The sequence below is a fragment of the Variovorax sp. FW301-JW7 genome, assembly GCF_058788795.1.
Map to the genome: position 1 here is coordinate 42,207 of NZ_JBYTBC010000017.1, position 22,082 is coordinate 64,288.

The 22,082-nt window shown below is 65.0% G+C and carries 23 protein-coding genes; 17 read left to right on the top strand and 6 right to left on the bottom strand.

Annotated features, from left to right (window positions below; all coding sequences use genetic code 11):
- The first annotated feature begins 19 nt into the window (after nucleotides 1-19).
- Nucleotides 20-1,270: an acetyl-CoA hydrolase/transferase family protein gene (locus tag AC3WQM_RS29570; protein ID WP_492683522.1), complete on the top strand. Its 1,251-nt coding sequence runs from the start codon at nucleotides 20-22 to the stop codon at nucleotides 1,268-1,270.
- A gap of 12 nt (nucleotides 1,271-1,282) precedes the next feature.
- Nucleotides 1,283-2,074, top strand: a complete 792-nt coding sequence (locus tag AC3WQM_RS29575) for an enoyl-CoA hydratase/isomerase family protein (RefSeq protein WP_492683523.1) — start codon at nucleotides 1,283-1,285, stop codon at nucleotides 2,072-2,074.
- Nucleotides 2,075-2,080: 6 nt separating this feature from the next.
- Here the strand turns inward: AC3WQM_RS29575 and proC are convergent, their stop codons facing one another.
- Nucleotides 2,081-2,920, bottom strand: a complete 840-nt coding sequence (gene proC / locus AC3WQM_RS29580) for a pyrroline-5-carboxylate reductase (RefSeq protein WP_492683524.1) — start codon at nucleotides 2,918-2,920, stop codon at nucleotides 2,081-2,083.
- Nucleotides 2,921-3,222: 302 nt separating this feature from the next.
- Here proC and AC3WQM_RS29585 point away from each other — a divergent pair, with 302 nt between their 5' ends.
- Genes AC3WQM_RS29585 through AC3WQM_RS29610 form a run of 6 tightly spaced genes read left to right on the top strand, consistent with a single transcriptional unit; the run spans nucleotide 3,223 to nucleotide 7,979 of the window.
- Nucleotides 3,223-4,011 (top strand): amino acid ABC transporter ATP-binding protein, encoded by a 789-nt coding sequence (locus tag AC3WQM_RS29585; protein ID WP_492683525.1) that lies wholly within the window; start codon nucleotides 3,223-3,225, stop codon nucleotides 4,009-4,011.
- Nucleotides 4,012-4,042: 31 nt separating this feature from the next.
- On the top strand, nucleotides 4,043-4,972 hold the full coding sequence (locus tag AC3WQM_RS29590) for an aminotransferase class IV (RefSeq protein WP_492683526.1): 930 nt from the start codon (nucleotides 4,043-4,045) through the stop codon (nucleotides 4,970-4,972).
- A gap of 49 nt (nucleotides 4,973-5,021) precedes the next feature.
- Nucleotides 5,022-5,873: a transporter substrate-binding domain-containing protein gene (locus tag AC3WQM_RS29595; RefSeq protein WP_492683527.1), complete on the top strand. Its 852-nt coding sequence runs from the start codon at nucleotides 5,022-5,024 to the stop codon at nucleotides 5,871-5,873.
- Nucleotides 5,874-5,897: 24 nt separating this feature from the next.
- The gene (locus tag AC3WQM_RS29600; protein ID WP_492683528.1) at nucleotides 5,898-6,578 is read left to right on the top strand and encodes an amino acid ABC transporter permease; all 681 of its coding nucleotides are present in this window, start codon (nucleotides 5,898-5,900) and stop codon (nucleotides 6,576-6,578) included.
- A gap of 6 nt (nucleotides 6,579-6,584) precedes the next feature.
- Nucleotides 6,585-7,250 (top strand): amino acid ABC transporter permease, encoded by a 666-nt coding sequence (locus AC3WQM_RS29605; RefSeq protein ID WP_487850509.1) that lies wholly within the window; start codon nucleotides 6,585-6,587, stop codon nucleotides 7,248-7,250.
- A 42-nt stretch (nucleotides 7,251-7,292) separates the two neighbouring features.
- Nucleotides 7,293-7,979: a GntR family transcriptional regulator gene (locus tag AC3WQM_RS29610; protein ID WP_492683529.1), complete on the top strand. Its 687-nt coding sequence runs from the start codon at nucleotides 7,293-7,295 to the stop codon at nucleotides 7,977-7,979.
- Between the two features lie 143 nt (nucleotides 7,980-8,122).
- On the opposite strand, the gene AC3WQM_RS29615 is transcribed toward AC3WQM_RS29610, so the two are convergent.
- The 5 genes from AC3WQM_RS29615 to AC3WQM_RS29635 form a co-directional block, all read right to left on the bottom strand.
- On the bottom strand, nucleotides 8,123-9,148 hold the full coding sequence (locus AC3WQM_RS29615; RefSeq protein ID WP_492683555.1) for an alpha/beta hydrolase: 1,026 nt from the start codon (nucleotides 9,146-9,148) through the stop codon (nucleotides 8,123-8,125).
- A 37-nt stretch (nucleotides 9,149-9,185) separates the two neighbouring features.
- Entirely contained in the window at nucleotides 9,186-10,268 is a 1,083-nt protein-coding gene (locus tag AC3WQM_RS29620; protein ID WP_492683530.1) for an alpha/beta hydrolase, read from the bottom strand.
- Nucleotides 10,269-10,270: 2 nt separating this feature from the next.
- Complete coding sequence (locus AC3WQM_RS29625) at nucleotides 10,271-11,062, bottom strand: carboxymuconolactone decarboxylase family protein (RefSeq protein WP_492683531.1); 792 nt, start codon at nucleotides 11,060-11,062, stop codon at nucleotides 10,271-10,273.
- A gap of 205 nt (nucleotides 11,063-11,267) precedes the next feature.
- Nucleotides 11,268-12,161 carry a LysR family transcriptional regulator gene (locus tag AC3WQM_RS29630; RefSeq protein ID WP_492683532.1) on the bottom strand — a complete coding sequence of 298 codons (894 nt, stop codon included), beginning with the start codon at nucleotides 12,159-12,161 and terminating at the stop codon, nucleotides 11,268-11,270.
- A 13-nt stretch (nucleotides 12,162-12,174) separates the two neighbouring features.
- Complete coding sequence (locus AC3WQM_RS29635) at nucleotides 12,175-13,083, bottom strand: LysR family transcriptional regulator (protein WP_492683533.1); 909 nt, start codon at nucleotides 13,081-13,083, stop codon at nucleotides 12,175-12,177.
- A 155-nt stretch (nucleotides 13,084-13,238) separates the two neighbouring features.
- Between AC3WQM_RS29635 and AC3WQM_RS29640 the strand changes: the two genes are divergently transcribed.
- The 9 genes from AC3WQM_RS29640 (at nucleotide 13,239) to AC3WQM_RS29680 (ending at nucleotide 22,061) form a co-directional block, all read left to right on the top strand.
- Nucleotides 13,239-14,228 carry an aldo/keto reductase gene (locus AC3WQM_RS29640; protein ID WP_492683534.1) on the top strand — a complete coding sequence of 330 codons (990 nt, stop codon included), beginning with the start codon at nucleotides 13,239-13,241 and terminating at the stop codon, nucleotides 14,226-14,228.
- Between the two features lie 13 nt (nucleotides 14,229-14,241).
- Nucleotides 14,242-14,838: a flavodoxin gene (locus tag AC3WQM_RS29645; RefSeq protein WP_492683535.1), complete on the top strand. Its 597-nt coding sequence runs from the start codon at nucleotides 14,242-14,244 to the stop codon at nucleotides 14,836-14,838.
- 51 nt (nucleotides 14,839-14,889) lie between these two features.
- On the top strand, nucleotides 14,890-15,882 hold the full coding sequence (locus AC3WQM_RS29650) for an aldo/keto reductase (RefSeq protein WP_492683536.1): 993 nt from the start codon (nucleotides 14,890-14,892) through the stop codon (nucleotides 15,880-15,882).
- Entirely contained in the window at nucleotides 15,879-16,358 is a 480-nt protein-coding gene (locus tag AC3WQM_RS29655; RefSeq protein WP_492683537.1) for a cytochrome P460 family protein, read from the top strand. Before AC3WQM_RS29650 ends, AC3WQM_RS29655 begins: the two co-directional genes overlap by 4 nt.
- Nucleotides 16,359-16,383: 25 nt before the next feature.
- Nucleotides 16,384-17,100 (top strand): DUF4405 domain-containing protein, encoded by a 717-nt coding sequence (locus tag AC3WQM_RS29660; protein WP_492683538.1) that lies wholly within the window; start codon nucleotides 16,384-16,386, stop codon nucleotides 17,098-17,100.
- A gap of 40 nt (nucleotides 17,101-17,140) precedes the next feature.
- A complete protein-coding gene (locus tag AC3WQM_RS29665; RefSeq protein WP_492683539.1) occupies nucleotides 17,141-17,611 on the top strand; it encodes a (R)-mandelonitrile lyase in 471 nt (156 codons plus the stop codon).
- A gap of 406 nt (nucleotides 17,612-18,017) precedes the next feature.
- A complete protein-coding gene (locus AC3WQM_RS29670) occupies nucleotides 18,018-19,058 on the top strand; it encodes a porin (protein ID WP_492683540.1) in 1,041 nt (346 codons plus the stop codon).
- Nucleotides 19,059-19,099: 41 nt separating this feature from the next.
- Nucleotides 19,100-20,068, top strand: a complete 969-nt coding sequence (locus AC3WQM_RS29675; RefSeq protein WP_492683541.1) for a Bug family tripartite tricarboxylate transporter substrate binding protein — start codon at nucleotides 19,100-19,102, stop codon at nucleotides 20,066-20,068.
- 205 nt (nucleotides 20,069-20,273) lie between these two features.
- Nucleotides 20,274-22,061, top strand: coding sequence for an acyl-CoA dehydrogenase (locus AC3WQM_RS29680; protein ID WP_492683542.1), 1,788 nt, complete (start codon nucleotides 20,274-20,276; stop codon nucleotides 22,059-22,061).
- Nucleotides 22,062-22,082 lie beyond the last annotated feature (21 nt).

Consider the following 22,082-nt stretch of genomic DNA (forward strand, 5'->3'; position numbering starts at 1 on the left):
CGCCGAGCGAACGGTCGCCATGCACGCCCTCCCACTGCAACAACTGCGCTTCGCAGACCTGGTCCACGCCGATGAAGTCATTGCCTGGCCGCAAGGCCCCGGCGAGCCCCTTGCGCTCACGGAGTTGCTCGTCGCGCAAGGGCCGACGCTGCAGCGCCCCACCCTGCTGTTCGGGCTGACCCAGTCGAATACGCTGCAGCCCGAACTCGGGCGCGACTTCAAGTTTCGCGCGCTCAACGGCGCCGGCAACAGCCGCCGCGTCGCGGCGATGGCGGAGATCTTTCCTGCGCACCTGAGCGCGCTGCCCGGCCTGTTCCGTACGGGTTGCCTGCAGGTGGACGTGTGCCTGGTGCAAGTCAAGCCCCTGCCCGACGGGGGCTTCACGCTGGGCGTGATCTGCGACTTCACGCGCGCCATGATCCAGCGCGCGCGCCTGGTCATCGCGCTCCTGAATCCGGCGCTGCCGAGCATGGGCGGAGAAGCCCGTGTCGAGGCACAGGACATCGACGTTCTGGTCGACGGCGACGACCGGATCATCGACCTGCCCGACCCGGTGCCCACGAGCGTCGAGCGCGAGGTCGCGCGCCGCGTCGCCGAGTTGATTCCCGACCGGGCCACTGTGCAACTGGGCGTGGGCACCTTGCCCGTGGCGGTCGCCGAGGCTCTGCGCGAACACCAAGGGCTGGGTGTGCACAGCGGCGTGGTCTCGGACGCCGTCGTCGACCTCATGGAACGCGGCGTGGTGACGAACGCGCACAAGGGCGTCGATGTCGGCAAGGTCGTGACCGGCGGGCTGTTCGGCACGCAACGCCTGCGGACCTTCGCCGAGCGATCTGGTGCGTTCGACATGCGCAGTGCCGACTACACGCACCAGCCGGCCGTGATGGCCAGCCTGTCGAAGTTCCACTCCATCAATGCCGGCATCGAGATCGACCTGGGCGGCCAGGTCAACGCGGAGGTGGCCGGCGGACGCTACCTCGGCGCCGTGGGCGGCTACCTCGATTTCATCCGCGGCGGTGTGGCGTCTGCGGGCGGGTGCTCGATCATCGCGTTCCCGTCGACCACACCGGACGGCCGGCATTCACGCATCGTGGCCAGCCTCGGCGATCGCCCTGTCACGGCCCCCCGCAGCGACGTGCACCTGATCGTGACGGAACACGGCGCCGCCCACCTGCGCGGCTGCTCGCTGCCCGAACGCGCGCGCCGCCTCATCGGCATCGCCCACCCGGACCACCGGGAGGCATTGGCGCGCAGCCTGCATTCATCTTGAAAGGAACATGCCGTGACGATTGAAGCAGCGGAGGTCGCGCTGGAGTCTTTGGGCGACGACATCTATCGCATCCGCCTGAACCGCCCCGAGCGGATGAACGCGCTCGGCGTGGACACCGTCCAGGCGCTGACCGCCTGTGTGGCCGATGCGGGCGCACGCCATGCACGCGTGCTGCTCGTGCAAGGGACGGGCCGGGCGTTCTGTGCAGGAGCCGATCTCAAGGAGCGCAAGGCCATGGACCTCGCAGGCAAGCTGGCACACAACGCCGGCATCCGCGCGGCCATCGATTCGCTGGGCGCCGCGCGCTGCGTGACCGTTGCCGTGATCAACGGCCTCGCCCTCGGCGGTGGAACCGAACTGGCACTGGCCTGCGACTTGCGCGTTGCCGCAGCGGGCGTGTCGCTGGGCTTGACGGAAAGCCGCATCGGCGCCTTTCCCGGGGCCGGTGGCACACAACGCCTGCCGCGTGTGGTTGGCGTCAGCCGCGCACTGAAGCTCATGCTGACGGGAGAGCCCGTGACCAGCGAGTACGCGCAATCGATCGGGCTGGTCGACGATGTGGTGGCAGCCGATGCACTCGACGCGCATGTCGACCGCTTAGCCCGGCTTCTGGCCAGCCGCTCGGCCACGGCATTGGCCGCCATCAAGCGGCTGGTCTATCAGGGGATGGAGCTGCCGCTGGCGGCAGCGCTGCAGGTCGAGCGGGCCGCGTTGCCCGAAATCCTGGGATCGGTCGACTACGCGGAAGGACTCGCGGCCTTCGCTGAAAAACGGCAGCCCAGATTCACCGGCATCGCCCAGTAGGCCCGGTCATCTCGGTTGACGGCCGCCTTCAGCGGACAGCTCGCCGCCCAGTTCCTGAGCCCTTTGAAAGGCTGCATGAACGCCTGCCGAGATGGTGTTTCGCATGTCGTGCTGCTCAAAGACCGCCAACGCCGCAGCCGTGGTGCCTCCCTTGGAGGTCACGCGCTCACGCAAGACGCTCAAGGTCTCGTCCGACTGCAGCGCCTGACGCACTGCGCCCTCCGCGGTAAGCAATGCCATGCGTCTGGCCTGGGCAGGCTCGAAACCCAGTTGCTCCGCTGCAGCCTGCAGTCCTTCCAGAAAGTGAAAGACGTAGGCCGGGCCGCTCCCACTCACGGCGGTGACGGCGTCCATAGCTTCGTCGCTGGACACCCAGAAGCACGCGCCGATTCCCCCAACAATTCGTTCGACCAGCGTCCTGTCCGAGGCCGTCATCTCCGTCGCCGCGGCGAACAAGCCCGTGACCCCCGAATTGACGATGGCTGCGGTGTTGGGCATCGCGCGGACCACTCGCGTCGACTCCAGCCAGGCGCACAGGCTCGCGGTGTTGACGCCAGCCGCGATGCTGATATGAAGCGCGGCTTTCAAGCGACCTGAGGCGCCAGCTACCACGCCTTGCAGTACTTGCGGCTTCACGGCCCACAGCACCACGGCGTCCGCCCCCACCGGTTCATCCGGCAGGCCCCCCAACACGCGTACGCCGAGGCTCTGCCGCAGGTGCGCGGCCTGCACTTCGTTCGGTTCGACGATCGAGATATCGGACACGGGCCACTGGCCACTCAGAAGTCCCCGGACCATCGCCGTCGCCATGTGTCCGCCGCCGATAAAGAGGATAGGTGTGCGCATTCGAGGCCCTGAAATGTTGATCTCTTGATCCTCGGCTGCACTGATTGAAATTAATCACCAAAAGATGCCGCACATGCCGAGATAACTGCCACCGCAGGCTTCACAAGCGCCCGCGCCCCAACGTAGACGTTCCGCGTGCCGGTCTGGTGCATCGCAATCACCTTTGCACCGCTTTTTTCAGCGATCTGACGCCCTGGCCCCGACCTCCATCTGGCCTGAAGTTTGCTTGATGATCGAAAACCCGACTGTCGATTGTTGGACAATCGTTTCAGAATCCAGTTTCCTTCTATTGAGGTCCCAGCATGAGCGATCCGATCATCCGCATCACCGGCTTGAACAAGCGCTTCGGTGACAACCATGTCCTGCGCGGCATCGACCTTGACGTTCAGAAGGGCGACAAGATCGCGATCCTCGGCTCCAGCGGCTCCGGAAAAAGCACGCTGCTGCGCTGCCTGAACTTCATGGAGATGCCCAGCACCGGCCGCATCGAGCTGGACGGCCGCACGATCGGCAAGCCCGCCCGGGCATCGACCCCGGCCGATCTGCAGATGAGCTACGCGGCGGGCGAACTCTCCGAAGTCCGCAAGCGGGTTGGCATGGTGTTCCAGCAGTTCAACCTGTTTCCGCACATGAGCGTTCTGGCGAACGTCATGGAAGGCTTGATCACGGTCCTTCGGGTTCCTGCAGACGAAGCCAGGGCGCGCTCCATGGCACAACTCGAAAAGGTCGGCATGGCGCACAAGGCCGACGCCTATCCGGGCCGGCTCTCTGGCGGCCAGCAGCAACGCGTGGCCATTGCCCGCGCCTTGGCCATGGACCCCGAAGTCCTACTCTTCGACGAACCGACCTCTTCGCTGGACCCCGAACTCGTTGGCGAGGTGCTCAACGTCATTCGCGACCTCGCACAGGAAGGACGAACCATGCTGCTCGTCACCCACGAGCTTGGCTTTGCCTATCACTACGCCAACCGGGTCCTGTTCCTGGCCGACGGCCAGTTCTACGAAACCGGCACACCCGACGAGGTGCTGAAACACCCCCAACGGGAACGCACGCAACGCTTCCTGGAGCGTTTCACCGCCTTCAACTTCTGAGCTTCCACCCTCCTCTCACCCGAGCCTCCTCATGCAAACATCTCCTCAAGCCTCGAAAACCAGTTCGCAGTCCTATCTGCCCGACGATCGCAACGAGCGTGTGCTCGTGTATGTCAACGGCGAATTCGTTCCCCGCTCCGACGCGCGTATCTCGGTGTTCGATGCCGGCTATGTATGCGGCGACGGCGTGTGGGAAGGTGTGCGTCTGGTCCGCGGCAACGTCGTCTCGTTCGACGCGCACGTGGAGCGCCTGCAGGAAGGTGCGCGCACCATCCAGATGGACATCGGTCTTTCCAGCGAGCAGATCAAGGCGGTCATCACCTCGACCTTCGAGAAGAACGGCATGACCGACGGTGCTCACGCAAGACTGATGGTCACGCGCGGCGTCAAGAAAACACCGAACCAGGACCCGCGCTTTGTCATCGGCGGCCCCACCATCGTCTGCGTCGCCGAGCACAAAGTCATCGCGGCCGAAGCCAAGAAGCGCGGGCTCAATCTGTTCACCTCGACCGTGCGCTGCAGCACGCCGGACGTGTTCGATCTCAGGCTGAATTCGCACAGCCGGCTCAACTTCATTCAGGCACTGATACAGGCCATCAACGCCGGTGCGGACGAAGCCATCATGCTCGATCCCATGGGCTTCGTCTCGAGCTGCAACTCGACGAACTTCTTCATCGTGCGCAATGGCGCGCTATGGACTTCTTCCGGCAAGTACTGCTTCAACGGCATCACCCGAGCCACGGTCCTGCGTCTTGCACGCGAGGCGGGCATACCGGTCTTCGAAGGCGATTTCACGCTGGCCGATATGTACAACGCCGAAGAAGCCTTTGTCACGGGGACTCTCGGCGGCATCACGCCGGTCTCGCAGATCGATGGGCGGGTGGTCGGCGGTGGCGGCGGCGGCGTGGTCACCGCACGCCTAGACACGCTCTATCGCCAATACATCGGCCAGATCGAGTGATTGGCTCCCCCTCAGTTTCCGTTTTGCACCTACCTTTCAAGGACCAGAAATGAATCTCCCCCTTCAACGCTCGGGCATGCGAACACTCTTCGCGATCGCGACGGCATTTCTTCTTTCGCTCGCGGCCATGACAAGCTGGGCACAGACCAACACGCTGCAGAAGATCAAGCAGTCTGGCGAACTCAAGATCGGTGTGGCGCAGGGCGACCCCTGGTACTACCGTGACCCCGCCACCGGCACCTGGACCGGACTCGGCTTCATGATCGGCCAGACCATCGCCAAGGATCTTGGCGTCAAGCTCGTTCCAGTCGAAACAACCTACGGCAACAGCGTTGCTGCACTGCAGGCTGGCCAGATCGACGTGATGTTCGTGCTCGACGCCACCGATGAGCGCAAGAAGGCCATCGACTTTCCGACCAAGCCCCTGCTCTGGTATGCGCAAGGCGTGCTGACCAAGGACAGCCTGGTCGCCAAGAACTGGAGCGACCTGGACAAGCCGGAGGTCAAGCTCGGCGTCGCGCTCGGGACCGCCACAGACCGCGATCTGACCAAGCGCATCCCGCAGGCCAAGCTGGAACGCTTCACGAACACCGACGAGACGATCGCCGCATTCATGGCCGGCCGGGTCGACGGCATCGCGTTCTATCACCCCGCGCTCGTGATCGCGTACTCCAAGATCCGCAAGGGCAAAGTGCAGATTCCCCTGCCCGTTGTCGCGCTGCCCACCAGCGCCGGCATCCGCCGCGAATCGGATACGGCCTTTCGTGATTTCCTCGACAACGAGTTCTCCAGGCTCTACACCTCGGGACAGACACAGGCGCTGTATGCCCAGTATCTGAAGACCAAAGGACTGGACGCGGCAACCCTGCCTGGCGTGACCAAAGAGGCGCTGGAAAAGTAACCCCCTCCCCGCAGGAGCTTCGAGATGAACTACGAGTGGGACTTCAGCGCCGTCTGGGCGCACCGCGACATGCTTCTGGCTGGCGCCTTCGGCACCTTGAAGATCGCGGCGGTGGCGATCCTGATGGGTGTGGTGATCGGCGCAGTTTTGGCGATCATGCGGCTGTCCAAGCGCCGCTGGCTAGAGCTGCCCGCCATCTGGTTCACCGAGTTCTACCGCAACACGCCACCACTGATCCACTTCTTCTGGGCCTTTTATGGATTGCCCGTGCTGATCGGCGTGAGCCTCGACCCGTACGTGGCGGCCATCATTGCGCTGTCGACGCAGTCCGGTGCCTTCTATGCCGAGGTGATTCGGGGCGGCGTGGTCTCGGTGGAGCGCGGCCAGTGGGAGGGTGCCCGCGCGATCGGCATGAAGCCTGCGCAAGTGGTGCGTCGCGTGATCCTCCCGCAGGCGGCACAACGGATGCTTCCCCCGTTCCTGGAACGCTCTTTCGAGCTGATCAAGACCACAGCGCTGGCCTCGACGCTGGCGTACTCCGACCTGATGTACCAGGCGATGCAGGTCAACTCGATCACCTTCAGGCCGCTGGAGGTTTACACCTTCGTGGCGGGCATCTTCTTCGCATCGCTGCTTTTTCTCAGCTTCCTCGCGCATCTGCTCGAGCGACGCCTGTCCCGTTTCACCTTTCTTCCCGCGAGCTGATCGATCATGGACTTCACCTGGGATTTCTCGTCGGTCGTCCAGAACTATCCGGTGCTCCTGAAGGGGCTGGGAATGACCGCATTGCTCTGGGGCATTGCCTTTCCGGCGTCGATGCTGATCGGCTTCGCCATCTCGCTGGGCGCGCGATCGCGATTCGGTGCACTGCGCGCACTGACACGGGTGTACGTGGAGGTGTTTCGCAACACGCCCGTGATCATCCAGCTGATCTGGTTCTTCTACGCATTTCCGATCCTGACGGGCTACCAGCTCAGTCCCGTCACAGCGGCCCTGTGCGGCCTGATCCTCAATGCCTCTGCGTACTGCTCGGAAATCTTCCGCGGCGGAATGGCCTCCATTCCGAACGGCCAGTGGGAAGGCGCTCGCGCAGTGGGCATGAGCCACGCACAGGCGCTGCGGCGCATCATCGTCCCGCAGGTGCTCGCGCGGATGCTGCCTGCCTTCACCAACCGGGGCATCGAGTTGGCGAAGAACACGTCCATCGCCTCGGTGATCGCCGTTCAGGAGTTGATGTACCAGGGCCGCGCCCTCAGTTCGGCCTACTACCACCCACTGGAGACCTTGACGACGGTCGCTGTGATCTACTTCGTCCTGATCTACCCGGGTGCGTTCTGGGCTTCGCGGTTTGAGAAGCGCTTCGCTCTTCGCGCCTGATGCCGCGCACGCCCCACGCGACCTACCCGTTCCACTGAAGACATGTCCACCCTCCCAACCTTCAACCCAATTCCCATGGTCACCAGGCGCGACCACGTGGCAGCGGCGCTGAGGAAGTCCATCCTTGCAGGACAGATCGCACCCGGCACGCAGCTGGTCGAAAGCGGCTTGGCGACGCAATTCGGCGTCAGTCGTGGCTTGCTGCGCGAAGCGATCCGCGAACTGATCGAGTCAGGGCTCGTGGTCAACCGGCCCTATGCCGGGACTTTCGTGACCGATATCAACGCGCAAGTCCTGCGCGATGTGTATGAGGTGCGCCGTGTCATCGAGCGGCAGGCCTACACCAGTCTCTGGCCGCACCGAGACCGCGCGTTTCGCGACGAACTGCAGTCTCGCTTCGACCTGATGATGCAAGCCGTCGAAAGTGGCGATCTCACCGAAGAAATCAGGGCCGAGGCGCACTTCCACGGCCTGGTCTACGAGCGATGCGGCAATCATCTGATGCCGGCGCTGTGGCAGCAAATGACACAGAAGATCCAGCTCGGCTTTGCCATCTGCCAGATCTCGCATGCACCCAAGGTCGATTTCGAGGAGAACCACCGGCGCTTCCTCGACGTGGCGCTGGGTGACGATCTCGAGGAGCTGCTGGAAGAGCTCGACATTCACCTCAGTCGCGGCCTCGCAACCATCGAGTTCATGTCCCGCCCGGCGAGCACGCCCCTGGTCTGATTCGCGGACTTTCGATGCGGCGGAAGACACGGGTCAGCCATTCGAATGAGCGCCGTCTCGTTGACCCAGGAACGTCGCAGCTACCGCTCGTCCCTTGTTCGCGGTGGACGGACCGCGCGCCGCGCGCGGTCCGACGCATCACATCACAACGTCTTCGCGTAGAACGTCGTCAGCTTGCCCATCGCGGCGTCCACGTACTTGGGAACCCAGTAGGTCTCAATGTGCGTGGCGCCGTCGATCTTGAAGAACTCCTTGTCCTTCGTGCCGGTGGCCTTGGCGAATGCGTCCTCGCTCATGTAGAGGCTGTCGGCCTTGCTGCCCGCGATCATCAGAAGCGGCTTGTTGATCAGTTCGATCTGGTGGGTCGCGTCGAAGCGCATCAGGTCGAGCAGGCTGCTGGTCGTGTACTTGAAGGTTGAGTTGGGATGCGCGTGCGTCTTCCAGTAGTACTCGTACCCTTGGCGGTACATCTCGAATGGCAATGCGGCGATCTGCGCGTCGGTCATGTCGGCATCGCCCGAATAGAGCACGGTGCCGCCGGCCGCTTCCTGCGCGCGCGCCGCCGACGCCTGTTGCAGCCGCTCCTGGACCGTGTTCAGCTGCGAATCCTCGAAGCCGTTGCGGCGAACGCGGCCGGAGTTGAACATGCTCAGCGTCGCGATCGACTTGAAGCGCTTGTCGGTCTGCGCCGCCACCAACGCGTACCCGCCGCCCCCGCAGATGCCGAGCAGCCCCAGGCGCGCGACATCGACGCCGGCGTAGCGGGTGATGAAGTCCGCCATGCCGTGGATGTCTTCGATGCGGAAGACGGGCTTGTCGACGTTGCGCGGCTGGCCGCCGCTTCCGCCCTGGTAGGCGGCGTCTGCGGTGATCGTGATGTAGCCCTTTTCGGCCAGGCGCTGGGCATACAGGCCTGCGACCTGTTCCTTCACGCCGCCGTTCGGGTGTGCCACCACGATGGTGGGGTACTTCTTCTTCGCGTCGTAGTTCGCCGGCGTGTACACGTTGGCGGCAATGTCCAGGCCGTTGAGCTTGTACTTGACGGGGAGGATGTTCACCTTGCCGGGCTCGTTCTTCGCGATCGCGCCTCCGTAGGTCAGGGTGAACGGGTTCTTCTTGTAGTCGGCCGCTGCGGCCTCGCCGCCAGAGAGTCCGACCATGGCGGCCATGAGGGTGGCCTTCAAAACAGTTTGCTTCATATCCAGTTCAATCCATCTTTTTCTCAGAGAGAAACTTCGACACCAGATCGGCGATCTGGACGTTGTTGAGGTCCGACATCGGGAAGTGCGTGTTGCCCTGGATGCCGGCCTCGGGCAGATGCACCACCGTCACGTCGCCGCCATGGCGATTGACGGCGTTGCGCCACTGGCGGGCCATCTGCAAGCGCGCGCGCCAGCTGTCCTGCGCCGGCAGGTCCACGCGCTGCGCGGGGATGTTGTCCCCGTACAGGACCAGGATCGGAATCCGCGTCAGCGCCATGAACTGCGGCAAGGCCACAGCCTCCGCGCGCACGGTGTCGAACGCGCTCGGAATGGGGGTCGGCGTTTCGCCCTGCGGGAAGACGAAACTGCTGCCGGGCTCGAAGGCCACGATGGCCTTCACCTTGTCATTCTTGATGGCCGTGAGCCACCCCGGCCCACCGCCCTGCGAATGGGTGAAGAGGATGCCGGGGCCGATCTTGTCGAAGACGGCCGACACGCCATCAGACACGACGTTCATGTCGAAGGGCCCGGTGTTCGGCGTCATCGCCCGGAAGAACTGGTTGAGCGTCTCGGGGCTGCGATCGAACTGCACGCCGTTGAAGTAGTTCGGCCAGAGGCCGACGCGGAACTGGTTGAACCACAGCTGCTCGTCCGGCGTCGGCTTGAGGGTCGCTTCGACCATGCTGCGCCCGGCATCGCCACGCCGCGGCTGATCGACGAGGACCACGCCGAACCGGCGACGCAAAAAGATCGTCTGGAAGCCCTCGCGGCCATCGGCGGTGGTTTCCCAGGTCTTGGAGAACTGGCCCGCGCCGTGCCACATGACGACCGGGTACTTCCGCGCGTTCACGGGCGTTTGATAGAACGCATAGGCGTGGTCGCCGTGGTAGGTCTGCCCCTCCGGTGCCATGGGCTTGCGGGGGTCGAAGGTGCCCGGCGCGGTGGTCATCGTGCCGCCGGCGGCGAAGCTGCCCTGGGCCTGGATCTGCAAGGGCGCCGAGGCATTGCCGGGGTTACCGGAGGGGCTCGCGCAGGCGGCCAGCATGATCACCGTCAAGGCTGCCGTTGCGGTTCTGGTGAATGTCATGTTCAACCTCCCGATGCCGCAGCCAATGCCTGCGTGAGCGCTGCATCCGCGCGTTTCGCGGCTTGCGCGTCGCCGCGCTCGGCCAGCCCCTGGACCAGATGGCGCAACTGCGCCGCGCTCAGGCCCACCCGCATGCTGGCGCGCATGTGCGAGCGCAACTGTGCGTCCACGCCCGGCGTGGCGGCCAGCGCGCCGACCGTGGCCAGCTCGCGGCTTTGCCAGTCGAGGTTGTCGCGCTCGAAGATGTCGCCGAACAGATGCGCCTGCAGGAACTGGTTAATGACGGGCGCGAAGTCGAACACTGGCCCCTGCACGGGACCGCCCGAGATGCGGGTCTGGTTGGCCGTGCCGGCCGCCAGCAGATCCTGGCCCGTGGCAACCGCACGGCTGGGCTCGCGCCCCGGTGCGTCCTGGATGCCGCGCTGCTTGCGGGCCTCCACCACTTTCATCAGCTCCCCCAACGCGTTGAGGCTGCGCGGAAAGCCGACGTAGGCATACAACTGCACCAAGATTTCCTTGGCTTCGCTGATGGTCAGGCCCGCATCCAGCCCCTGGTTCAGGGCGGTCTGGAGTCGGGGCATGTCACTGGTGGCCATGAAGGCGGCGATCAGTGGGATGGCTTGCTGCTTGGCCGACAAGGTGTCCGAGGCGGCGGGTGGGGTGTTGTTCATCGCTTGCGGCACCGGGGTGTTCGAAGCTGCATGGCTCGGCGTGAGTGCCGCTCCCAGCGCGAGCGCTGCCGCGGCGGTCAGCACACGGGCCTGGCGGTATGTGGCGGGCGTTCTATCGGTCATGCGTCAGGGGCTCCATCCGTTGCCCGACTCGGGCTGCATGCGCACCCGCATGCAGCGAATGAAGGGCCCGTTCTGGCCCCTCCTGATCGGGTGACCAAATCGTACGGACTGCGGTCATTTCGATTAAGCCCACGATTGCGCATGCACTGCTGAGCACAGCTCATGAATGAAGCCGGGGCGCGGCCCCGCGCCCTTCCCGCAGCGGCTACGCCCGATGCCGCAAGGCGTCGACGATGACGGCCAGTGCGCGGGACGATTGGCGCCGGCTCGGGTAGTAGAGGTAGTAGCCCGGATAGGGCTTGCACCAGTCGTCCAGCACTCGGACCAGGCGTCCTGCAGCGATGTGCTCCAACACCATGTCTTCGGGCACGAAAGCCAGGCCGTGGTCCGCCAGCGCGGCCTTCACGATGGGCGAACTGCTGTTGAACACCCATTGGCCGCTGACGCGCAGCTTGACCTCCTGGCCGTCCTTTTCGAAGTCCCAAGGCAGAAAACCGCCATGGGTCGGCAGCCGCAGGCTGATGCAGTTGTGCGCGGCCAGGTCGTGCGGCGATTCGGGCTTCGGCCGTGTCGCGAAGTAGCCGGGCGAACCGACGACGGCAATGCGCAGATCGGGGCTGATGCGCACCGCGATCATGTCCTTGGCCACCTGGTCGCCGATGCGCACGCCCGCGTCGTAGCGCGAGGCCACGATGTCCGAGAGCGTGTAGTCGACGGTGATCTCGATGTGGATCTCGGGATGGTCGCGCATCACTTCCGAGAGCTTGGGCCACAGCACGCTGTTCGCGGCGTGCTCGGCCGAGGTGATGCGGATCGTTCCGACGGGCTTGTCGCGCAACTCCTCGACCGCCGCAATCTCGGCGTCGATCTCCTCGAAGCGAGGGGCCACGCTGAGGTACAGCCGCTCGCCGGCCTCGGTGGTGGAAATGCGCCGCGTCGTGCGTGCCAGCAGTCGTACGCCGAGGCGCGTTTCGAGCCCGCGCACCGCGTGGCTCAAGGCGGAGGGCGACACACCGAGCCCCGCGGCGGCCCGTGTGAAGCTGCCTTCGCGCACGACATGAACGAAGGCAAGAACGTCGCTGAAGCTCTCTATGGCCATGGGGCGGTCCTGTTCATTCGCTGCCCGCGTCCTGCGGCCAGCGCAGCGCCTCGATCAGCACCGCCATCGCGCGGGACAGTTGCCGGCGCTTCGGGTAATAAAGGTGGTATCCGGTGAACGCCGGGCACCAGTCGTCGAGCACCCGCTGCAACTGCCCCTGCGCGATGTAGGGCTTGGCCATCTCCTCGGGCACATACCCGAGCCCGAAACCCGCCAGCGCGGCCTGCAGGATGGGCCTGCTCCTGTTGAAAACGAGCTGCCCCTCGACCCGCACGTTGACCTGCTGGTCGCCCTTCCTCAGCTCCCAAGCATAGAGGTCGCCGTGGCTCATCAGGCGCAGGTTGATGCACGCGTGCGCGGCCAGGTCCTGCGGCACCACGGGCGCCGGCCGGCGTTCCAGGTAGGCGGGCGAGGCCACGATCGCGATGCGCATATCGGGGCTGATGCGCACGGCGGTCATGTCCCTGGCCACTTCGTCGCCCAGGCGTACGCCCATGTCGTAGCGCTGTTCGACGATGTCGGTGAAGCGGGCGTCGGCCGTGATTTCGACGTTGATCAGCGGGTACTGCGGCAGCAGTGTGGCCAGCCGCGGCCACAGCGCCGTCTCGGCCGCGTTCTCCGAAGCGGTGATGCGGATGGTGCCCGCCGGCGCGTCGCGCAGTTCGGCCACCGCCGCGAGTTCCGCCTCGATCTCCTGGAAACGCGGCGCCACATTCAGCAACAGTCGCTCCCCCGCCTCGGTCGGGGAAACGCTGCGCGTGGTGCGGGTCAGCAGGCGCACGCCCATCTTGGTCTCGAGTGCGCGCACCGTGTGGCTCAGCGCCGATTGCGACACCCCGAGTTGCGCCGCCGCGCGCGTGAAGCTCTGTTCGCGCGCCACCGCAATGAAGGCCAGCAGATCGTTGTAGCTTTCTCTGGGCATTAATGAAAGCACCTCACAAGTCTTTGCCGATTCTGCCATCTAGTCGCGACGGGACACGCTCACTACATTGATTGCATGCCCCGATCCTGCGCCCCAGTTGCGCCCCGCGCGCCTTTCGCGACAACGGACCGGATATCCCGTTGCAGGAGAACTGCATGAAAAAACGCACCCTCGGAAAAAGCAATCTCGAAGTCTCGACCCTCGGCCTCGGCTGCATGGGCCTGAGCCACGGCTACGGTCCGGCCACGGACACGCAGCAGGCCATCGCGTTGATCCGGGCCGCCGTCGATCAGGGCGTGACCTTCTTCGACACCGCCGAGGTCTACGGCCCTTACCTCAACGAAGAGGTCGTCGGGCAGGCGCTCGCGCCCGTTCGCGACCAGGTGGTGATTGCCACCAAATTCGGTTTCACTTTCGGCGATGACGACAAGCAGCAGATTCTCAACAGCCGGCCCGCGCACATCCGCCGCGCGGTCGAGGGCTCGCTGCGGCGCCTGAAGACCGACGTGATCGACCTGCTCTACCAGCACCGCGTCGACCCCGAAGTGCCGATCGAAGACGTGGCCGGCACAGTCAAGGACCTGATCGCCGAGGGCAAGGTCAAGCATTTCGGGCTGTCCGAGGCCGGTGCCCAGACGATCCGCCGTGCGCACGCCGTGCAGCCCGTCACCGCGTTGCAGAGCGAATATTCGCTGTGGTGGCGCGAGCCCGAACAGGAGATCCTGCCGACGCTTGAAGAGCTTGGCATCGGCTTCGTCCCGTTCAGCCCGCTAGGCAAGGGGTTCCTTACCGGCGCCATCGGCACGGGCGCCACGTTCGGCAGCGACGACTTTCGCAGCGTCGTGCCCCGCTTCTCGCCTGAGGCCCTGCGAGCCAACCAGGCCCTGATCGACCTGCTTGGCCAGATCGCTGCGCGCAAGGGCGCGACCCCGGCGCAGATCGCGCTCGCATGGCTGCTGGCGCAAAAGCCCTGGATCGTGCCGATCCCTGGCACGACCAAGCTGCACCGGCTGCAAGAGAACCTGGGCGCGGTGTCGGTGAGCCTGTCTCAGGCCGATCTCGACGCCATCGCGAAAGCCTTGGCACAAGTCAGGATCGAAGGCGATCGCTACCCGGCCGCGTTGCAAGCACGCGTGGGACGATAGCAAGGAGACCGCGATGACATCGCCTCACGATGCAGTCCGGCGCGCGATGATGACCGCGCTGGCCTCCTTTCCCCTGAGCAGCGCGGCAGCCGGCGTCAAGGACGATGCGCTGCCGCAGGCCCGTCCCAAAACGCTGGTCGCCTACTTCTCGCGATCGGGCAACACGCGCGTCGTCGCGGGCCTGATCCATCGCGCGCCTCGCAAAGGAGGCGCCGATCTTTTCGAGATCAGGCCCGCAAGCCCCTACCCCGACGACTACCTGGAGACGGTCGAGCAAGCCCGCAAGGAACGCGACAGCGGCCACGAGCCCGCGCTCGAAGCCAAGGTGGTTCGCATGGCGGATTACGACACCGTGTTTCTCGGGTTCCCGATCTGGGGCGAAACCACGCCGCCCGTGATTCGGTCGTTCCTGTCCGCGCACGACCTATCCGACAAGACCGTGATCCCCGTCGTGACGCACGGCGGCTACGGGCTCGGCAACAGCCGGTCCGTTCTCGCCAGCCACGCACCGAAGGCGCGATGGCGCGAGGGCTTTGTCATGGAGGCGGACCAGGAACGTCGAACGATGGACCGCGTCACGGGCTGGTTGAACGGCACCGCGATCAAGTGAAACCAGTGGCGCGGCCGATGGCCGCCGACACGCTCAAAGGAGAAACGAACCATGAAGCATCGTAAACTTGGAAACCATCTGAAGGTCTCGGCCCTCGGGCTGGGATGCATGAGCATGAGCGCCCTGTACGGGCCGCCGGCCGACCGGCAGGAGATGATCAAGCTCATTCGTGCCGCCCACGAGCGGGGTGTCACCCTATTCGATACGGCCGAATCGTATGGACCGTTCGTGAACGAAGAACTGGTCGGCGAGGCTTTGCGGCCAATCCGCGACCAAGTGGTCATTGCGACCAAGTTCGGCTTCGACATCGACCTGGCAAGCGGCGAACGCCTGGGCGGCACCAACAGCCGGCCCGAACACATCAAGGCCGCTACGGAGGCCTGCCTCAAGCGCCTTGGCACCGATCGGATCGACCTGCTGTACCAACACCGCGTGGACCCGAACGTGCCGATCGAAGACGTGGCCGGCGCGGTCAAGGACTTGATCGCCGAAGGCAAGGTTAAGCATTTCGGGCTGTCGGAAGCCGGCGTGCAAACGATCCGCCGCGCCCATGCGGTGCATGCCGTGACAGCGGTCCAGAGCGAATATTCGCTGTTCTGGCGCGGCCCTGAACTGGAACTGCTGCCGGTGCTGCAGGAGCTGGGCATCGGCTTCGTGCCCTTCAGCCCTTTGGGCGCCGGATTCCTCACGGGCAAGATCGACGAGCACACCCGCTTCGACCCGACGGACTTCCGCAACAACGTGCCCCGCTTCTCGCCGGAAGCGCGCAAGGCCAACCTCGCGCTGGTCGATGTCGTCAAGGTCGTGGCCGCACGCAAGAACGCAACGCCCGCGCAAGTGGCGCTCGCCTGGCTGCTCGCGCAAGCGCCGTGGATCGTGCCGATTCCCGGCACGACGAAGCTGCACCGCCTGGAAGAAAACCTCGGGGCGGTGGACCTCGCGCTGGACGCGGAAGAGCTCCGTCAAATCAACGACGAGGTGTCGAAGATCCAGGTCCAGGGCGAGCGCCTGCCCGAGGCCGCGCTGAAGATGACCGGCCGATGAGCGCACGCCTCCTTCGCATCGCAACCACGGGGGTTGCCTGCGCGGCCGCCGTGGCAGGCTGGCAGGCGCATGCCGAGCCCACGCGCGTCACCTTTCCGAAGCTCGACGATCTGGTGCACTACACGACCGTCCGGCGCGGCAATGTGACTGAGCACATCTCGACCACACGCGCCGCACTTGAGGCCATCCAGAAGGGTCTGCCCGTGCCGAACGGCACCCATTTCGTGCTGGCGGACTACCGGGACGAGAAGATCCACCGCTACTTCGTGATGGAGAAAGGCGCAGGCTGGGGTGCCGACTTCGAGGAACGCCGTCGTACCGGGGACTGGCAGTTCCAGTGGTTCTGGCCCGACCGACAGGTCAACCTGAAGGAGAACACGGCACGCTGCATGTCCTGCCATTCTTCGCAGAAGGACCGCGACTACTTGTTCACCGCGCGGCGCCTGTCCGACTACCGCGGCAAGCCCGTCGAGTGACGGTCACGACAGAAAGGGCTGCGCCTTGAACCCCGTTTTCCTTTGGCGACTGGTGCTCGACGGCACCGCCGCCGCGCTGATGCTCTTTGCCTTCGCCTACTTCTGGCAGGGCAACCTTGCCCATGAACTGGCCGGCACCACCATGTTCCTGCTGCTCGTCGTTCACAACGTCTTTCATCGCCGGTGGTTCGCGACGCTCGCGAACGCGCCGCGCGAGAAGCGGGGACGGTTCAACATCGCCCTGACCTTCGTGCTCCTGGTCGGCATGCTGGCGCTGCTGGTCACCAGCCCGCTGATCTCCGAAACCCTGTTTCCCGACTTGCGCCTTGGCGACGATTTTGCGGCGCGGCTGGTTCATGCCGGCCTCGCCTACTGGCTGCTGATCGTCGTCGGCATCCACCTCGGCTTGCGCTGGCCGCTGCTGATGGCCGTCGCTCGCAAGCTGCTCGGCATCGAAGGGCCGAATGCACTGCGTACGGTCCTGCTTCGACTGCTGGCGCTCGGCATCGCGTTGCAGGGCCTGCGCAGTGCGCTCGCATTGAATCTGCAGTCCCGGCTCTTCTTCCAGATGTCGTTGGACTGGTGGAACTTCGAAGAATCGGTCTCAGGGTTTTTCGGCCATTGCATGGCCATCGCAGGCCTGTGCATGTTCCTCACCCACTACGCCATGCAATGGCTGCACCAACGCCAACGCACGATCGGCGCGAGAAACCTCGCGACCACCGACGCACGCAGGCGTTGAAGCACGCTTTTCGACAAGAAACCACAGAAAGGATTCCTCCATGAAACTCCCCACCGCTACCGCGCTCGCCCTGTCCCTGGGTTTGTCGGCCGCTTCCGCCGCGGAGCCCGACCCCATCAAGGTCGCACGTGTCGGCACGCAACCGTCGAGCGCCGGCGGCGAGCAGAACTTCACAGGTTCAGTCCGCGTGGACTCGCGCTTTCAGGCCACCGCACCGGCCCGCGTCGGCGGCGGCATCGTGACCTTCGAGCCCGGTGCGCGCACGGCCTGGCACACGCATCCGCTGGGCCAGACGCTCATCGTCACCGCCGGGCTGGGGCGGGTCCAGAAATGGGGCGATGCCGTGCAGGACATCCGCCCCGGCGAGGTCGTGTGGATTCCACCCGGAGTCAAGCATTGGCACGGCGCCAGCCCCACGGTCGGCATGAGCCACGTCGCAATCTCCGAAGCCCTGGACGGCAAGTCGGTTGACTGGATGGAGAAGGTCAGCAAGGAACAGTACGGACAGTGAGCGTCACGGCGTGCGCACAGATCGCACGCCCCTCTCGCCACGGAAGACCTCCTTCGCACGCGTCGCCAGGACGCGCATGCCCGCGCACACAGTCCAGACCTTCCCGCGCCACTGCGCGGCATCGAGGTTTCCGATCCTCCACAAAAGCAGCAACTCGTCTTTCGAAAAAGCCGATGGACTGCCAAATGCCTCATTTCTAAACTGACTTCCACGCATGAAGGCACCGACCTCATGCCACTGCCGCGAGTGAATCGGTTCGATCAGAACTCCCACCACTCGAGGTGAACCGGCCAACGAACGCCGGTCGTGGAAGACGAAGCGGAGATCGCCGAGAAGGCGCTCTACGACGCCGGCATCGCCTCGCGCGCTGCAGGTTCCAGACTAGAAAAACCGGAGACAAGGATCCATGAAAAAAATCGTTCTGCTGCTTCCCTTGATGGGAGCGGCGGCAGCCGCGCACGCGCAATCGTCTGTCACCCTGCAAGGGACCGTCGACATCGGACTGAACTATGCCAAGGGCTCGCGAACGAGCCTGACGCAACTGATGAGCGGCGGCAATGCCACCAGCAAGCTGGTCTTTCGCGGCACCGAAGACCTCGGGGGCGGCATGTATGCGATGTTCTGGCTCGAGTCCGGCTTCAATGCGGACAGCGGAACCTTCCAGGCCTCGAACACCAACAACCAGCCCAGCGGTGCCACGCCGGCAACCGGCATGACCTTCAACCGCCGTTCGATCGTTGGCATCGGCGGCGCCTGGGGCGAGATCCACCTGGGCCGCGACTGGTCTCCCAGCTACGAAACCTACACCGGCAAGTACGACCCCTTCGCACTAGGCGTGGGCCTGGGCTTGAACTACTCGGGCAGCATCAACCCGAACCAGGTGCGGGCGTCGAACACCATCGCTTATCTCTCCCCGAAGGTGCTCGGCGGCTTCAGCATCAACGCGCAACACTGGCGCGGAGAGAACGTCAGCGGCACTCGCACGTCGGGCGACGGCACCGGCGGCGGCGGGCGGCTGATGTACGACAACGGTCCCTTCGCTGCAGCGCTGACCTTCATGCGGACCAAGTACGCGAACGGCAGCGCCATCTACCGCAGCGTGGCGGGCGCCTACGACTTCGGTCCAGCGCGGTTCTCGTTCAACGCGAACAAGGATCAGCAAGGCACGCTGAAGCAGAACGGCTGGATGGTGGCATTGACCGTGCCGGTCGGCGTCACACAGTTCAAGGCGTCGTACTCGGGCATCCGCACGAACCAGGTGGGCGAACCGGAAGGCAAGAAACTGGCGCTGGGGGTGGTCTACAACTTCTCCAAGCGCACGGCCGTGTACTCCACGCTGGCCATGATCCGCAACAGCGGCGGCGGGACCTACGCGTTCTCGGGTGTCACGACGGCACCCAACCGGTCTTCCACCGGCTTCGACGTCGGCATTCGCCACCACTTCTAGCCCTGGCGACGGGGCGGTGCCCCGTCAAGGAAGCACGCCCCATGGACATCTCTCGCAGATCCCTCCTCGTCGCTGCGGCATCGCTCGCGCCTTGCGCCAAGGTCCTGGCGCAGGAGAGCTACCCCCAGCGCCCCATCAAGATCGTTGCGCCCTTCACGGCGGGCGCCGGAGCCGACACCTTGCTGCGCAAAGTGTCCGAGGCGGCGGGCAGGCTCATCGGCCAAAACATGGTGGTCGACAACAAGCCCGGCGCGCAGGCCGCCATTGCCTCGCGGATCGTCGCGAGGGCCCCCAACGACGGCTACACGCTGATGATGGGCGGCAACTCTTCGCACGCGGCCAACGTGCACACGCTCAAGAACCCGGGCTACGACCCGCTCAAGGACTTCACCCCCATCACGCAGCTGAGCCTCAACCCGCTGCTGCTGGTGGTGAACGCCGAGCTGCCTGTGCGCACGGTGCAGGAGTTCATCAAGTATGCGAAAGAGCGGCCGGGAAAACTGACTTACGCCACCGGCAACTCGGGGATGCTGGTCGCTGCGCAACTGCTGAAGACACAGGCCAGCATCGATGCGCTGGCAGTCAACTATCCAGGTGCAGCCCCGGCCACGACCGATCTGCTGGCAGGTCGCATCGACTTCATCATGAACGACCCCGTCGTGGCTGCCCCCTTCATCAAGAGCGGGCAGCTTCGCGTGCTGGGCGTTACGTCGAAGCAGAGGCTCTCGATGTTGCCGGACGTGGCGCCGCTGGCCGAGCAGGGCCTGCCCGACTACGACTATGCGTCCTGGTCCGCGATGTTCGCGCCGGCAGGGCTCGCGCCGGACATCACACGCAAGCTGCGTCAGGTCTTCACCAAGGCCATGGCCGAGCCGGCCATGCAGAAGTTTGCCGAGGCCGCAGGGATCATCCCGCTCACATCGACGCCCGAGGACCTGCAGGCGTATGTGCGAGACCAGATCAGGCTGTGGGGACGCTGGGTCAAGGAGGCCGGGCTGGTGCCGGCCTGACCGCTACACAGGAGTCCATGGCCCCTGCCTTGTCGTTTCGAAAACAAGGACGCGGCGTACAAGAAAAAGCCATGGACGTGGGGCCTGCCTGCTTTCGATACTCGAAGCAGTGCACTTGCACACGCCTTCATGACAACGTGAGGGCACGTCTCCACCATGCCTGAAGGTCTATGCATCAACAACCAGTGAAGCCCGGAGCGCAACGATGAGTTATCGCGCGCCCGTCAAGGACATGCTCTTCGTCATGCGGCACCTCGTGGACCTCGGCCACCTGTCCGCGCTGCCGAACCTCGAGGATGCCAATCCGGAAACCATCGAAGCGGTCTTGGAAGAATCCGCCAAGCTGTGCGAACAGGCCATCGCGCCGCTGAACGTGATCGGCGATCGCGAGCCTTCCCGTTGGCACCACGGCAGCGTGAGTGCCACGCCAGGGTTCAAGCAGGCCTTCGACCTGTTCGTCCAGGGCGGTTGGCAAGGCCTGGGACATCCGCTGTCCTGCGGTGGCCAAGGCCTGCCCAAGCTGGTCGCAGCCGCCTGTGCGGAGATGCTGCAGGCAGCCAATGTCTCGTTCGGCCTGTGCCCCATGCTGACCGACGGCGCCATCGAGGCGCTGATCACGGCCGCCAGCCCAGCGCTGCGCGACAAGTACGCGCCGAAGCTGGTCAGTGGTGAGTGGACTGGCACCATGAACCTGACCGAGCCCCAGGCAGGTTCCGACCTAGCCGCCGTGCGCGCCCGCGCCGAGCCGCATCCCGACGGTAGCTACCGGGTCTTCGGCACCAAGATCTTCATCACCTGGGGCGAGCACGACATGGCGGACAACATCGTCCACCTGGTGCTCGCCCGCCTGCCCGATGCACCACCTGGCGTGAAGGGAATCAGCCTGTTCGTGGTTCCGAAGTTCCTGGTGCGCGAAGACGGCAGCCTCGGCGAACGCAACGAGGTGCAGTGCATCAGCATCGAGCACAAGCTGGGCATCAAGGCCAGCCCCACCGCGGTGCTGCAGTTCGGCACCGACGAAGGCGAAGGCGCAAGAGGCGAGCTTGTGGGCGAACCCCACCAGGGCCTGAAGTACATGTTCATCATGATGAATGCGGCCCGCTTTGCTGTCGGGCTGCAGGGCATCGGCGTGGCCGACCGCGCTTACCAGCAGGCCCTCGCGTACGCGCGGGAACGCGTGCAGGGCCGAAACCTGTCCGGCACCGGAGAGCCGATCGCCATCGTGCAGCACCCCGACGTCAAGCGCATGCTGCTGACCATGAAGGCCATGACCGAAGGCGGCCGCGCGCTCGCCTACGTCGCTGCGGCGGCCAGCGATGTCGCTCACCACACACTTGACGCCACCGAGCGGCGCGACAGCCAGGCGCTGTACGAGTTCCTCGTGCCGGTCGTGAAGGGCCATTGCACTGAGCTGTCGGTCGAGGTGGCCAGTCTCGGGGTGCAAATCCACGGCGGCATGGGGTTCATCGAAGAGACGGGTGCGGCGCAGCACTATCGCGACGCGCGCATTCTCCCCATCTACGAAGGCACGACGGCCATCCAGGCCAACGACTTCGTGGGCCGCAAGACCTTGCGCGATGGAGGTGCCCTGGCAAAAGCCGTGTGTGCACGCATTGCGGCCACCGAGCGCGACCTGGCGGCGCATCCGCACGAAGATTGCCGCGCGATGCGAAACGCTTTGCGGGCAGGCCGGCAGGCCTTCGAATCGGCAATCGAGTTCGTGGTGGGCCACGGCGGCACGCATCCCGCCGTCGTGTATGCGGGGGCCGTGCCTTACCTGCGGCTGGCCGGCGTCGTGCTGTGTGGCTGGCAGATGGCGCGCGCCATGTTGGCGGCTCTGTCTTGCGAATCCGAGGACCCAGTCTTTCACGCCGCGAAGATCACCACAGCCCTCTTCTATGCCGAAACACTGATGCCCCAGGCGCAGGCACTGGCGGCGGTCGTGCTGGGTGCAGGCGCCACCGTCGAACGTGTCAGTGTCGAGATGCTGTAGCCGTCCACGATGCAGCCGGCG

Bases quoted from the DNA above. Each gene is read 5' to 3' on its own strand.
- AC3WQM_RS29570 (WP_492683522.1), top strand. From the start codon at position 20: ATGCACGCCCTCCCACTGCAACAACTGCGCTTCGCAGACCTGGTCCAC.
- proC (WP_492683524.1), bottom strand. From the start codon at position 2,920: ATGCGCACACCTATCCTCTTTATCGGCGGCGGACACATGGCGACGGCG.
- AC3WQM_RS29585 (WP_492683525.1), top strand. From the start codon at position 3,223: ATGAGCGATCCGATCATCCGCATCACCGGCTTGAACAAGCGCTTCGGT.
- AC3WQM_RS29590 (WP_492683526.1), top strand. From the start codon at position 4,043: ATGCAAACATCTCCTCAAGCCTCGAAAACCAGTTCGCAGTCCTATCTG.
- AC3WQM_RS29595 (WP_492683527.1), top strand. From the start codon at position 5,022: ATGAATCTCCCCCTTCAACGCTCGGGCATGCGAACACTCTTCGCGATC.
- AC3WQM_RS29600 (WP_492683528.1), top strand. From the start codon at position 5,898: ATGAACTACGAGTGGGACTTCAGCGCCGTCTGGGCGCACCGCGACATG.
- AC3WQM_RS29605 (WP_487850509.1), top strand. From the start codon at position 6,585: ATGGACTTCACCTGGGATTTCTCGTCGGTCGTCCAGAACTATCCGGTG.
- AC3WQM_RS29610 (WP_492683529.1), top strand. From the start codon at position 7,293: ATGTCCACCCTCCCAACCTTCAACCCAATTCCCATGGTCACCAGGCGC.
- AC3WQM_RS29615 (WP_492683555.1), bottom strand. From the start codon at position 9,148: ATGGCCGCCATGGTCGGACTCTCTGGCGGCGAGGCCGCAGCGGCCGAC.
- AC3WQM_RS29620 (WP_492683530.1), bottom strand. From the start codon at position 10,268: ATGACATTCACCAGAACCGCAACGGCAGCCTTGACGGTGATCATGCTG.
- AC3WQM_RS29625 (WP_492683531.1), bottom strand. From the start codon at position 11,062: ATGACCGATAGAACGCCCGCCACATACCGCCAGGCCCGTGTGCTGACC.
- AC3WQM_RS29630 (WP_492683532.1), bottom strand. From the start codon at position 12,161: ATGGCCATAGAGAGCTTCAGCGACGTTCTTGCCTTCGTTCATGTCGTG.
- AC3WQM_RS29635 (WP_492683533.1), bottom strand. From the start codon at position 13,083: ATGCCCAGAGAAAGCTACAACGATCTGCTGGCCTTCATTGCGGTGGCG.
- AC3WQM_RS29640 (WP_492683534.1), top strand. From the start codon at position 13,239: ATGAAAAAACGCACCCTCGGAAAAAGCAATCTCGAAGTCTCGACCCTC.
- AC3WQM_RS29645 (WP_492683535.1), top strand. From the start codon at position 14,242: ATGACATCGCCTCACGATGCAGTCCGGCGCGCGATGATGACCGCGCTG.
- AC3WQM_RS29650 (WP_492683536.1), top strand. From the start codon at position 14,890: ATGAAGCATCGTAAACTTGGAAACCATCTGAAGGTCTCGGCCCTCGGG.
- AC3WQM_RS29655 (WP_492683537.1), top strand. From the start codon at position 15,879: ATGAGCGCACGCCTCCTTCGCATCGCAACCACGGGGGTTGCCTGCGCG.
- AC3WQM_RS29665 (WP_492683539.1), top strand. From the start codon at position 17,141: ATGAAACTCCCCACCGCTACCGCGCTCGCCCTGTCCCTGGGTTTGTCG.
- AC3WQM_RS29670 (WP_492683540.1), top strand. From the start codon at position 18,018: ATGAAAAAAATCGTTCTGCTGCTTCCCTTGATGGGAGCGGCGGCAGCC.
- AC3WQM_RS29675 (WP_492683541.1), top strand. From the start codon at position 19,100: ATGGACATCTCTCGCAGATCCCTCCTCGTCGCTGCGGCATCGCTCGCG.
- AC3WQM_RS29680 (WP_492683542.1), top strand. From the start codon at position 20,274: ATGAGTTATCGCGCGCCCGTCAAGGACATGCTCTTCGTCATGCGGCAC.